Below are 13,132 nucleotides of genomic sequence, written 5' to 3' on the forward strand. Positions count from 1 at the left end.
GGTCGAGCGACCGGGGCCCTTGTCGTCATCTCAGGGATTCGTCACTTCGCGACACGAATCTCCGTACGGAGTTTCTTGGTGAGGTCTGCGGCGGTGTCCTTCGACACGTCGGCCATGTTGTCACCGGGGGAGACCATGGCCATCGTGCTGTAGTCGGCCCAGGCGCAGAACCAGTTCGTCTGCTGCCGCTTGGTGAGGATGTTGGCGCCCGTCGCGGCCTGGCACTTCATGACCGCACCGTCGATGTCGACAGATACAGGCTCGCCCACCAGCTGACTCTTGGACGACGCGGTGCCACCGGATGAGTTGCTCTCCTGGAACTTCTTCTTTATGTCGGCGAAGAACGCGTCCAGCGCCGCCTTGGGGTCGTCGATCTTGCCGTAGGCCCCGATGACCTGCAGACCCTTGGCGGTGAGGAGCTTCGACCTGTCCGGAATGGTGGAAGGGTCGCTCGGGTCGTAACCGCTGAGGTCAGCCGTCGAGTAGGCAGCGAAGACGGCAGTGCCGTTCTTGACCCCGCTCTTCGCCAGGTCCTGCGTGGTGGACGAGTCGCTGCCGCCGTCCTTGGAGGCCCGGTTGTAGGTGTTGAGTACCTTCGCCGGTGTTGTCAGCTTGTGCGGACCGTCGTCGGCGAGGCCGGACGAGCCGCCACTCAGAACGAGGTACGCCCCCACCGCCACAGCCGCCACCACGGCAACCGCGCCGATGATCAGCCCCGTCTTCTTCTTGCCCCGCCCGCCTGCGGCGGCTGAGGCATGCCGTAGGGCTGCTGGCCGTAGGGACCCGGCTGCTGGCCGTACGGGTTCGGCTGCTGCGGCACGCCGCCCTGCTGCGGGTAGCCGTACCCCGGCTGCGGCGGTGCGGGCGGCGCCTGCTGGGGGTAGCCGTAGCCGGGCTGCGGGGCCTGCGGCTGCTGGCCGTACGGGCCCGGCTGCCCCGGCTGACCGTAGGGCCCCGGCTGGCCGTACGGGCCGGGCTGCCCCGGCTGGCCGTAGGGCCCCGGCTGCTGGGGCGGCTGGCCGTACGGGCCCGGCGGGTTGTTGCTCATTTCTGGGTTCCCCCTAGGACGCTTATGTGTTCCTGACATCCTGGCCCAGGCCCGGAAAGCGCGTGGCACCGGGGGCCGCACCGTTACAGAACAAACGTGTTTCGGGACCACCCCGTGACACCTCTAAACTGACCCCCGTGACCGAGAACGCTCAGCAGCAGCCACCCGCGCCCGACTCCGAACTGCCGACCCAGTACGCGCCGGCCGATGTAGAGGGCCCGCTGTACGAGCGCTGGGTAGAGCGCGGTTACTTCGAGGCCGACGCCAAGAGCGACAAGCCGCCGTACACGATCGTCATCCCGCCGCCGAACGTCACGGGCTCGCTCCACCTCGGGCACGCCTTCGAGCACACCCTCATCGACGCCCTGACCCGCCGTAAGCGCATGCAGGGTTACGAGACGCTGTGGCAGCCCGGCATGGACCACGCCGGTATCGCCACGCAGAACGTCGTCGAGCGGGAGCTGGGCAAGGAGGGCAAGTCCCGGCACGACCTCGGCCGTGAGGCGTTCGTCGAGCGCGTCTGGCAGTGGAAGACCGAGTCCGGCGGGCAGATCTCCGGCCAGATGCGGCGCCTGGGCGACGGCGTCGCCTGGTCGCGTGAGCGCTTCACCATGGACGAGGGGCTCTCCCAGGCCGTCCAGACCATCTTCAAGCGCCTCTACGACGACGAGCTGATCTACCGCGCCGAGCGCATCATCAACTGGTGCCCGCGCTGTCTGACGGCCATCTCGGACATCGAGGTCGAGTACCAGGACGACGACGGCGAGCTGGTCTCGCTGAAGTACGGCGACGGGGACGACACCGTCGTCGTCGCCACCACCCGCGCCGAGACGATGCTCGGTGACACCGCCGTCGCCGTCCACCCCGACGACGAGCGCTACCAGCACCTCATCGGCAAGCTCATCAAGCTCCCGCTGACCGAGCGTTCCATCCCGGTCGTCGCGGACACCCACGTCGACCCCGAGTTCGGCACCGGCGCCGTCAAGGTCACCCCGGCCCACGACCCGAACGACTTCGAGATCGGCCAGCGCCACGACCTGCCGTCCATCACGATCATGGACGAGCACGCCGTCATCACCGCGCACGGTCCCTTCCAGGGCCTGGACCGCCTGGAGGCCCGCTCCGCCATCGTCGCCGCGCTGCGCGCCGAGGGCCGGATCGTCGCCGAGAAGCGGCCGTACGTCCACTCCGTCGGCCACTGCTCGCGCTGCAAGACCACCATCGAGCCCCGCCTGTCCATGCAGTGGTGGGTCAAGGTCGGCCCGCTGGCGAAGGCCGCCGGCGACGCCGTCCGCGAGGGCAAGGTCAAGATCCATCCGCAGGAGATGGAGAAGCGGTACTTCGACTGGGTCGACAACCTCCACGACTGGTGCATCTCGCGCCAGTTGTGGTGGGGCCACCGGATCCCGGTCTGGTACGGACCGGGCGGGGAAGTCGTGTGCGTCGGCCCCGACGACGAGGCGCCCACCGGCGAGGGCTGGCACCAGGACACCGACGTCCTCGACACCTGGTTCTCCTCCGGCCTGTGGCCGTTCTCCACCCTCGGCTGGCCCGAACAGACCGAGTCGCTCGCGAAGTTCTACCCGAACTCCGTCCTGGTCACCGGCTACGACATCCTCTTCTTCTGGGTCGCCCGGATGATGATGTTCGGCCTGTACGCGATGGACGGCACCCCGCCGTTCCACACCATCGCCCTGCACGGCATGGTCCGCGACCAGTTCGGCAAGAAGATGTCGAAGTCCTTCGGCAACGCGGTCAACCCGCTGGACTGGATGGACAAGTACGGCAGCGACGCGCTCCGGTTCACCCTGGCCCGTGGCGCCAACCCCGGCGTCGACGTCCCGATCGGCGAGGACTGGGTCCAGGGCTCCCGCAACTTCGCCAACAAGATCTGGAACGCCACCCGCTTCGCGCTGATGAACGGCGCGACGGTGGAGGGCGAGCTGCCGGACCCGTCGAAGATGTCGGCGACCGACCGCTGGATCCTCTCCCGCCTGAACTCGGTCGTCGCCGAAGTCGACGCCTACTACGACGACTTCCAGTTCGCCAAGCTCTCCGACACCCTCTTCCACTTCGCGTGGGACGAGGTCTTCGACTGGTACGTCGAGCTCTCCAAGACCGTCTTCCAGGCGGGCGGCGAGCCGGCGGAGGTCTCCCAGCGCGTCCTGGGCGAGGTCCTCGACGTCACCCTCAAGCTGCTGCACCCGGTGGTCCCGTTCGTCACCGAGACCCTCTGGACCACCCTGACGGGCGGCGAGTCGGTCGTCATCGCCGAGTGGCCCAAGGACTCCGGCTTCCGTGACGCGGCCGCCGAGCGGGAGATCGAGACCCTCCAGTCGGTCATCACCGAGGTCCGCCGCTTCCGCGCCGACCAGGGCCTGCAGCCGGGCCAGCGCGTCCCGGCCCGCCTGACCCTGGACGGTACGGCCCTGGCGCCCCACGAGGCCGCCATCCGCCAGCTGCTGCGCCTGCAGCCGGAGGGCGAGTCCTTCACGGCCACGGCCACCCTGCCGGTCGCCGGCGCCGAGGTCGCCCTCGACCTCTCCGGCACGATCGACGTGGCCGCCGAGCGCAAGCGCCTCGCCAAGGACCTGGCCGCCGCCGAGAAGGAGAAGGCCCAGGCCACGGCCAAGCTCGGCAACGAGGCGTTCCTCGCCAAGGCCCCGGAGAACGTGGTGGACAAGATCCGCACGCGCCTGGCCAAGGCCGAGGAGGACATCGCCCGCATCACCGCCCAGCTGGACCGGCTGCCCGCATAGCCGCGGGCAGTCGTGCCTCCCCCAGTGCCTCAAGGGCCTGGGGGATCCCCAGGCGGTACGGGTGGGCGCAGCGGCACCCACCGGCGTGGCGAGCGGAAACCCACCGTCGGCAACCGAAGGGCCCCGGAACCGAACAGCTCCGGGGCCCTTCGCCCACCTATGTCAGTGCCGCTCCGTAGACTGGGCACCGTGAGCGACCCGAACGGCACCGACCAGCCCGACCCCCTCGACAGCTTCGACGACATCATCGAAGCCGAAACCACCCGCGACCCCGACCTCGCGGTCATCGAGGCCGGCAGCCGCACCCTGCGCACCCAGGGCGGGCAGCCGCACGCCGACGTACCCACGCGGCCCGAGGACCCCGAGGTCGACAGGGCCCTGCGCGAGGTCGAGGCGGAGCTGGCCACCCGCTGGGGCGAGACCAAGCTGGAGCCCTCGGTCAGCCGCATCTCCGCGCTGATGGACGTCCTCGGCGACCCCCAGCGCTCGTACCCCTCGATCCACATCACGGGCACCAACGGCAAGACCTCCACCGCCCGCATGATCGAGGCCCTGCTCGGCTCCTTCGAGCTGCGCACCGGCCGCTACACCAGCCCGCACGTGCAGTCGATCACCGAGCGGATCAGCCTGGACGGCGCCCCGATCTCCGCCGAGCGGTTCATCGAGACGTACCAGGACATCAAGCCGTACATCGAGATGGTGGACGGACAGCAGGAGTACCGGCTGTCCTTCTTCGAGGTCCTCACCGGCATGGCGTACGCGGCCTTCGCGGACGCCCCGGTGGACGTGGCGGTCGTCGAGGTCGGCATGGGCGGCTCCTGGGACGCCACGAACGTCATCGACGGTGACGTCGCCGTGATCACCCCCATCGACCTGGACCACACCGACCGCCTCGGCGAGACCTCCGCGGAGATCGCCGGTGAGAAGAGCGGGATCATCAAGCAGGACGCGACCGTGATCCTGGCCCAGCAGCCGGTGGACGCGGCGCAGGTGCTGCTGAAGAAGGCCGTCGAGGTGGACGCCACCGTGGCCCGCGAGGGCCTGGAGTTCGGCGTCGTGGCCCGGCAGGTCGCCGTCGGCGGGCAGCTGCTCACCCTGCGCGGCCTCGGCGGCGAGTACCCCGAGGTGTATCTCCCGCTGTACGGCGCCCACCAGGCGCACAACGCGGCCGTCGCGCTCGCCGCCGTGGAGGCGTTCTTCGGCGTCGGCGCCCAGCGTGCCGAGCCGCTGGACATCGACACCGTCCGCAAGGCCTTCGCGGCCGTGTCCTCGCCGGGCCGCATGGAGGTCGTACGGCGCTCCCCGACGGTCGTGCTGGACGCGGCGCACAACCCGGCGGGCGCCCGGGTGACCGCGGACGCGGTGCAGGAGGCGTTCGATTTCAGCCGGCTGATCGGCGTCGTGGGCGCGAGCGGCGACAAGAACGTACGGGGCCTGCTGGAGGCCTTCGAGCCGATCTTCGCCGAGGTCGTCGTCACCCAGAACTCCAGCCACCGGGCCATGGACGCGGACGAGCTGGCCGCGATCGCCGTCGAGGTGTTCGGCGAGGAGCGGGTGCAGGTCGAGCCGCGGCTGCCGGACGCCCTGGAGGCCGCGATCACGCTGGCCGAGGAGGAGAGCGAGTTCGCGGGCGGTGGCGTGCTGGTCACCGGCTCGGTCATCACGGTGGGCGAGGCCCGCCTGCTCCTGGGGAAGGGCTGATCCGCGCATGCGTACGCTGTGCTCCTCGACCCTGATCGGCGAGTTCTTCGTCATCGGGTTCGCCGGGCTGGTCGCCATGAAGGACCCGAACCTGTCGCTCTCCACGGTGTGGCTGGTCAGCGGTATCGCCATGCTCCTGTCCGTGCTGCTGTGCGGCATGGTGACCCGGCCCGGCGGGGTGGCCCTGGGCTGGGCCCTGCAGCTCGCGCTGATCGCCTCCGGCGTCTTCGTGCCGACCATGTACTTCCTGGGTGTGGTCTTCGCGGCGCTGTGGTGGGCATCGGTGCACTTCGGCAGAAAGGTGGACGAGGCGAAGGCCAGATTCGCCGCGCAGGCCGAGTCGGGCTCCTCCACGGCTGACGCTGCGTAAGGGGCGCCCGGACACGCCCTGTAACCTCATCCCACCGCACACGCAGAACTAGGAGCACCTCGTGACCCAGCGCACCCTCGTCCTCCTCAAGCCCGACGCCGTCCGTCGGGGCCTGACCGGCGAGATCATCAGCCGTATCGAGCGCAAGGCCGGCTGGCAGATCACCGCGCTGGAGCTGCGCACCCTGGAGCGCGCCACGCTGGAGCAGCACTACGCCGAGCACGTCGGCAAGCCCTTCTACGAGCCGCTGGTCGAGTTCATGTCCTCCGGTCCCGTGGTCGCGCTGATCGTCGAGGGCGAGCGGGTCGTCGAGGGCGTGCGCGCGTTGGCCGGCCCGACCGACCCGATCGCCGCGGCGCCGGGTTCCATCCGCGGCGACTACGGCGTGATCGTCCGCGAGAACCTGATCCACGCCTCCGATTCCGAGGAGTCCGCCGAGCGCGAGGTGAAGATCTTCTTCCCGGGCCGGGCGTGAGCCGAGCGGCTTGAGTTTTCGCTAAATTTTCTGAGGAGGCGTCAGATCTGCCGGGTGGCGCTTGACCAGGGACGGCCGTATATTTCCGGCCGTCCCTTGGCATATGCCTTGCAGATCGGGGGAACGCGTGCCTCCGATGGACCGTCTCCACAAGCGGGGCGGGCCGCCATCTGGTGACAATGGCGGAGACCCTCGCGCAGTGTTCGTGCAGGCGCGTTTACGATGGAAGCCTTCACGTCACAGCACCCGCCTCGCCGTCCTGACATGCCCTCAAACGTGCAGGAAGGCCAGATGAATCCGGATGGGGAACTCAATGTCGTTCATCGGCCGTGACATGGCTGTCGACCTCGGGACCGCCAACACGCTGGTGTACGTCAGGGGTCGCGGAATCGTACTCAACGAGCCGTCCGTCGTCGCGATCAACACCAACACGGGTGGGATCCTCGCGGTCGGTGCCGAAGCGAAGAAGATGATCGGCCGGACGCCCGGCAACATCGTGGCCGTCCGCCCGCTGAAGGACGGCGTGATCGCCGACTTCGAGATCACCGAGCGGATGCTCCGCTACTTCATCCTGAAGATCCACAAGCGGCGGTATCTCGCCCGGCCGCGGGTCGTCGTCTGTGTGCCCTCGGGCATCACGGGCGTCGAGCGCCGCGCCGTGATCGAGGCGTCCTCCCAGGCGGGTGCGCGCCAGGTGCACATCATCGAGGAGCCCATGGCCGCCGCCATCGGCTCCGGCCTGCCGGTCCACGAGGCCACGGGCAACATGGTGGTGGACATCGGCGGCGGCACCACGGAGGTCGCGGTCATCTCGCTCGGCGGCATCGTCACCGCCCAGTCCATCCGGGTCGCGGGCGACGAACTGGACAACGCGATCATCCAGTACATCAAGAAGGAGTACAGCCTTCTGCTGGGTGAGCGCACGGCCGAGCAGATCAAGATCACGATCGGTTCGGCGTACGACCTCGACGCCGACGAGCACACCGAAGTCCGCGGCCGGGACCTGGTGTCCGGGCTGCCGAAGACCGTCGTGATCTCGGCCGCCGAGGTCCGCAAGGCGATCGAGGAGCCGGTCAACGCGATCGTCGACGCGGTCAAGACGACCCTCGACAAGTGCCCGCCGGAGCTGTCCGGCGACATCATGGACCGAGGAATCGTTCTGACCGGCGGCGGAGCCCTGCTGCGCGGCCTCGACGAACGGCTACGCCGGGAGACCGGGATGCCGATCCACATCGCCGAGGACCCGCTGGACAGCGTCGCGCTCGGTTCCGGCAAGTGCGTCGAGGAGTTCGAGGCGCTGCAGCAGGTCCTGGACGCCCAGCCGCGCAGATGACATAACTCTTCGATTCCGCCGTACGAGACGTTCTCCTCTCGTGCGGCGGATCGTTGATTAGAGGCATAAGCTCCCACAAATGGGCCCCTCGGGTTTGCGTTTCGCGATTCGGACGCGTAGCGCGACCGCCAAGGGGCTCCCGAATTCCTATTAGAGGAAGGGCACGGCCGCCGCACGTGAGGGACACGAAAGAGAGCCGGCTGCTCCTGGTCCTGCTGGTCGCCATCGCATTCGCGCTGATCACGGTGGACATCCGCGGGGGCAGGAACTCCCCGGTCGACGGCGCCCGGCAGGCCGCGGCCGCGGTGTTCGGCCCCGTCGAGAGCGGACTGTCCTCGGCGGTCGAGCCGGTCGGCAACGCCGTCTCCGCGATCCGCGACTCCGGCGGCCGGCACGACCGGCTCGCCCGGCTGGAGAAGGAGAACGCGGCCCTCAAGGCGAAACTCGGCAGCGACGACCGCAACCGCAGCCGGCTGAGCCAGCTCGACCGGATGCTGAAGATCGCCGGCCAGGGCCAGTACGGCATCAAGGGCGCCCAGGTCATCGCCATAGGAGCGGCGCAGGGCTTCTCCTGGACCATCACCATCGACGCCGGCGCCAACGACGGCATCAAGCGCGACATGACCGTCCTCAACGGCGACGGGCTGGTCGGCCGGGTCACCACGGTCGGTCCCGACACCTCCACCGTGCTGCTCGCCAACGACCCCGACTTCACCGTCGGTACCCGCATGGAGGGCAGCGACGAACTCGGCTTCGCCTCCGGGCAGGGCGACCGCCCGCTGCGCGTGGAACTGCTCAACGGCCAGGCGGAGGTGAAGAAGGGCGACCGCCTCGTCACCTTCGGTTCGGAGGCCGACCGCCCGTTCGTGCCCGGCGTGCCGGTCGGCGTGGTCTCCCGCATCGACCCCTCCAACGGCGGCCTGACCCGCACGATCTACGTCACCCCGTACGTCGGCTTCACCAAGCTCGACATCGTCGGCGTGGTCGTCCAGGCCCCGAAGAAGGACCCGCGCGACGAGGTCCTGCCGGCCAAGCCCAAACCGACCCCGACGCCGACGGTCACCGTCACGGTGACCCCCTCGGCCAACCCGAACGACACGACCGGCCGCCAGCAGCAGTAGGAGCTGACTTTTCCATGCGCCTCAACCGGATCCTGCTCTCCAGCGCGCTGGTCGTCGTGGCCCTGGTGATCCAGGTGAGCGTCCTCGCCCGCCTGCATCTGCCGGGCGCCGTCCCCGACCTGCTGCTGCTCACCGTCCTCGGCCTCGCCATGGTGTACGGCCATGTCGGCGGCGCCCTCGTGGGCTTCGGCGCCGGCCTGCTCGCCGACCTCGCCCCGCCCGCCGACCACGCGGCCGGCCGCTACGCCCTCGTGCTGTGCGTCATCGGCTACTGCGCCGGGCTCATCAAGCCGGAGAACGGCCGCCTGAAGTCCGCGACCGGCCCGATGGCCGTCGTGGTCGCCGCCGCGATCGGCTCCACGCTGCTGTACGCGGGCGTCGGCGCCCTGGTCGGGGACACCGCCGCCCGCCATGTCGGCCTGCCCGGGCTGCTGTTCTCGGCCGCCCTGTACGACCTGCTGCTCGCCCCGTTCGTGGTCCCCGGGATCATGTGGCTGGCCCGCCGCTCGGACAACGACCCGCTCGCCGAGGCCGGCCCCGCAGCCAAGGCCGGTGACATCTCCACCGGCTGGCTCTCCTCCGGCACCGGCCTGCGCATCGGCAGCCAGCGCGGCGGCCTCGGCGCGCTGAAGGCCAAGGCCCGCACCCGCTCCGCGCGCGTCGGCCGGATCAAGGGGGTCAAGCGGCTGTGAGTGCCGGGGAATTCACCCGAACGGGTCAGCCTGCGCGGAACGCGGGCTCACAGACTGGTCGTTCATCATTCGTACGTGCACTCGCATTTGCGCACTGAGAGGGGGAGACAACCGCAGTGACCAACATCCCCGAGACCGGCCGGACCCCACGGGTCCAGATCCGGCTCGTCGTGATCCAGATCCTCGTCCTCTCCCTGCTCGGCACGCTTGGCGGCCGGTTGTGGTATCTGCAGATCCGCCAGGGCGCCCAGTACCAGAAGGAGGCCTCCGGCAACCACGTGCAGCAGGTCGTCGACCCCGCCGTGCGCGGCGACATCCTGGACGCCCGCGGTGTGCCCCTCGCGGACAACGAGACCCGCCTGGTCGTCTCCGCCTCCCGCACCGACCTGCTCAAGCAGCGGGACGACGGCAAGGCCGTCCTGACCAAGCTGGCCGGTGTCCTCGGCATGAAGCCCGAGGACGTCATCCAGAAGGTCCGGCTGTGCGACGCCAAGACCCCCCAGCCGTGCTGGAACGGCTCGCCGTACCAGCCGATCCCGATCACCGACGAGGCGACGCCCCGGCAGGCCCTGCAGATCCGCGAGCGCTCCGAGGACTTCCCCGGCATCACCGCCCAGCCCGAGGCCATGCGCCGCTATCCGGGTCCGGGCCAGTCCAACAGCGCACAGGTGCTCGGCTATCTCTCACCCGTCACCGACGCCGAGATCCAGAAGGCCAAGGACACCGACTCGCCCTATCTGCGCTCCGACATGGTGGGCCGCTCCGGCCTGGAGCGGGAGTACGACAAGGAGCTGCGCGGCAAGGCCGGCGTCACCCGCTACGAGGTGGACAACCTCGGCCGGGTCATCGGCAAGGCCAAGTCGGACGCCGCCGAGCCGGGTTCCAACCTGGTCACGAGCCTCGACTCCCGAGTCCAGCGCGTCGCCGAGTACGAACTGGACAAGGCGATGAAGGCCGCCCGCCAGCAGTTCGACAAGAACACCGGCGAGAACTTCAAGGCCGACTCCGGCGCCGTCATCGTCATGGAGGCCAAGACCGGCCGGATCGTCGCGATGGCCTCGGCACCGACCTACGACCCGAACGTGTGGGTGGGCGGCATCTCCGCCAAGGACTACAAGGCCCTCACCGGCAAGGACTCCGACTACCCGCTGCTCAACAGGGCCATCCAGGGTCAGGCGGCCCCCGGTTCGACGTTCAAGGTGGTCTCCACAGCCGCCGCGGTCCAGGCCGGCTACCCCTGGGACGGCGGCTACCCCTGCACCAGCTCCTACTCGGTCGGCGGCCAGGTCTTCAAGAACTTCGAGGGCGAGAACTTCGGCCCGATCTCCCTCGGCCGCGCCCTGGAGGTCTCCTGCGACACCGTCTTCTACGGCCTCGGTGACCGGGAGTGGAAGAAGGACGGCGGTATCAATCCCAAGAAGGGCCAGCCGAAGGACTGGTTCTTCAAGACGGCCCACCAGTTCGGCCTGGGTAAGGAGACCGGCGTCGACCTGCCCAACGAGGTCACCGGCCGCGTCCCCGACCGCCAGTGGAAGCTGAACTACTGGAAGGCCAACAAGGACGCCTGGTGCAAGTCCGGCAAGAAGGACGGCTCCTACGTCGAGAAGATCGCCTACGAGAACTGCCTCGAAGGCAACAAGATGCGCGAGGGTGACGAGATCAACTACTCCATCGGCCAGGGCGACACCCTCGTCACGCCGATCCAGGAGGCGATGATCTACGGCGCCGTCGCCAACGGCGGCACCGAGTACGTCCCGACCATCGGCAAGGCGATCATCAGCCCCGACGGCAAGAGCGTCCAGGAGATCAAGCCCAAGGTGCAGCGCAAGCTGCCGGTCAGCCAGGCCACCCTCAAGGGCATGGACGACGCCTTCGCGGGCGTCATCACCCGCGGTACGGCGGCGTGGAAGTTCAACGGCTGGCCGCAGAACAAGATCCCGCTGCACGGCAAGACCGGTACCGCCGAGGTCTACGGCAAGCAGACCACCGGCTGGCTGGCCACGTACTCCAAGGACTACTCGGTGATCATGACGATCTCCCAGGCAGGTACCGGTTCCGGTTCCGCCGGTGAGGCCGTGCGCAACATCTACAGCGCGCTCTACGGCGTCCAGGGCGACGGCTCCATCGACAACAAGAGGGCGCTGCTGCCCGAGCCGCAGCAGGGCCTGCCGAAGGTCCGCACGGACGGCACCATCGACGCCCCGAAGGTTGCCGGCGACCCGGCGAAGGACGCCGAGGCCTCCCAGCAGAACAACCCCAGCAACGGCGGCGACCAGCAGCCCGCCACCTCGCCCTCGCCCACCACGGGCAACCGCAACACCCGCAGGCGACCACGCAGGACCCCCGACGGGGAAGCCGGAGGATGCCCTCATGACCGGCGCGAACAGCTTCTCCGTCTCCGGGTACGGCCCCGAGCGGGCGGGCTGGACCAGGATGTTCGCCCGCGACTCCCTGACCCGGCGGCTGGACTGGCCGATACTGCTGTCGGCCCTGGCGCTGTCCCTGCTCGGCTCGCTGCTGGTGTTCTCGGCGACCCGCAACCGCACCGAGATCAACCAGGGTGACCCGTACTACTTCCTGGTACGGCACCTGATGAACCTCGGCATCGGGTTCGCCCTGATGATCGGCACGATCTGGCTCGGCCACCGCGCCCTGCGCAACGCCGTGCCGATCCTCTACGGCATCTCGCTGCTCGGGGTGCTGCTCGTGCTCACCCCGCTCGGCGCCACCATCAACGGCAGCCGCAACTGGATCGTGTTCGGCGGCGGCTTCTCGCTCCAGCCCGCCGAGTTCGTGAAGATCACGATCATCCTGGGCATGGCGATGATACTGGCGGCCCGCGTCGACGCCGGGGACAAGCCGTACCCCGACCACCGCACGGTCCTGCAGTCGCTGGGCCTGGCCGCCGTACCGATCCTGATCGTGCTGCTCATGCCCGACCTCGGCACGGTCCTGGCCATGGTGGCCATCATCCTGGGCGTGCTGCTCGCCTCCGGCGCCTCCAACCGCTGGATCTTCGGTCTGCTCCTGACCGGTGTGCTCGGCTGCATCGCCATCTGGCAGCTGCACGTCCTGGACCAGTACCAGATCAACCGCTTCGCCGCCTTCGCCAACCCGGACCTGGACCCGGCCGGCGTCGGCTACAACACCAATCAGGCCCGCATCGCCATCGGATCCGGCGGCCTGACCGGCGCCGGCCTCTTCCACGGCTCACAGACCACCGGCCAGTTCGTGCCCGAGCAGCAGACGGACTTCGTCTTCACGGTGGCGGGGGAGGAGCTGGGCTTCCTCGGCGCCGGCCTCATCATCCTCCTGCTGGGCGTGGTGCTGTGGCGGGCCTGCCGCATCGCCCGCGACTCCACCGAGCTGTACGGCACGATCGTGGCCGCCGGGATCGTGGCCTGGTTCGCCTTCCAGGCCTTCGAGAACATCGGCATGACCCTCGGCATCATGCCGGTCACCGGTCTGCCCCTGCCGTTCGTGTCGTACGGCGGCTCGTCGATGTTCGCGGTCTGGGTGGCTGTGGGCCTGCTGCAGTCGATCAAGGTGCAGAGACCGATGTCGGCGTAGGGCCTCCGGCGCTTCGGCCAGGGCCCTTCGGGTGGCCGTTCACCAGGTGGATGACGGGAATTT

General features: G+C 69.1%; 8 protein-coding genes and 2 pseudogenes. 9 read left to right on the top strand and 1 reads right to left on the bottom strand.

Features of this window, described 5'->3' with window-relative positions:
- Positions 1–41: 41 nt before the first annotated feature.
- Positions 42–1,048: pseudogene (locus BFF78_RS27815) on the bottom strand (hypothetical protein).
- A 137-nt stretch (positions 1,049–1,185) separates the two neighbouring features.
- Here BFF78_RS27815 and BFF78_RS27820 point away from each other — a divergent pair.
- The 9 genes and pseudogenes from BFF78_RS27820 (at position 1,186) to rodA (ending at position 13,069) form a co-directional block, all read left to right on the top strand.
- Complete coding sequence (locus tag BFF78_RS27820; RefSeq protein WP_069780905.1) at positions 1,186–3,807, top strand: valine--tRNA ligase; 2,622 nt, start codon at positions 1,186–1,188, stop codon at positions 3,805–3,807.
- Positions 3,808–3,966: 159 nt separating this feature from the next.
- Complete coding sequence (gene folC, locus BFF78_RS27825) at positions 3,967–5,508, top strand: bifunctional tetrahydrofolate synthase/dihydrofolate synthase (protein ID WP_193433549.1); 1,542 nt, start codon at positions 3,967–3,969, stop codon at positions 5,506–5,508.
- A 7-nt stretch (positions 5,509–5,515) separates the two neighbouring features.
- Entirely contained in the window at positions 5,516–5,878 is a 363-nt protein-coding gene (locus tag BFF78_RS27830) for a DUF4233 domain-containing protein (protein WP_069780906.1), read from the top strand.
- Positions 5,879–5,939: 61 nt separating this feature from the next.
- A complete protein-coding gene (gene ndk / locus BFF78_RS27835) occupies positions 5,940–6,353 on the top strand; it encodes a nucleoside-diphosphate kinase (protein WP_069780907.1) in 414 nt (137 codons plus the stop codon).
- Between the two features lie 313 nt (positions 6,354–6,666).
- Complete coding sequence (locus tag BFF78_RS27840) at positions 6,667–7,686, top strand: rod shape-determining protein (RefSeq protein WP_031158632.1); 1,020 nt, start codon at positions 6,667–6,669, stop codon at positions 7,684–7,686.
- A 176-nt stretch (positions 7,687–7,862) separates the two neighbouring features.
- Positions 7,863–8,807, top strand: a complete 945-nt coding sequence (mreC, locus tag BFF78_RS27845; RefSeq protein ID WP_069780908.1) for a rod shape-determining protein MreC — start codon at positions 7,863–7,865, stop codon at positions 8,805–8,807.
- A 14-nt stretch (positions 8,808–8,821) separates the two neighbouring features.
- Complete coding sequence (mreD, locus tag BFF78_RS27850; protein WP_069780909.1) at positions 8,822–9,499, top strand: rod shape-determining protein MreD; 678 nt, start codon at positions 8,822–8,824, stop codon at positions 9,497–9,499.
- A gap of 116 nt (positions 9,500–9,615) precedes the next feature.
- Positions 9,616–11,838, top strand: a pseudogene (mrdA, locus tag BFF78_RS27855) (penicillin-binding protein 2); the annotation flags it as partial.
- A 31-nt stretch (positions 11,839–11,869) separates the two neighbouring features.
- A complete protein-coding gene (gene rodA / locus BFF78_RS27860) occupies positions 11,870–13,069 on the top strand; it encodes a rod shape-determining protein RodA (RefSeq protein ID WP_069780910.1) in 1,200 nt (399 codons plus the stop codon).
- The last annotated feature ends 63 nt before the right edge of the window (positions 13,070–13,132 follow it).

The sequence above is a fragment of the Streptomyces fodineus genome, from assembly GCF_001735805.1.
In the GTDB taxonomy this organism is placed as follows: Bacteria; Actinomycetota; Actinomycetes; order Streptomycetales; family Streptomycetaceae; genus Streptomyces; species Streptomyces fodineus.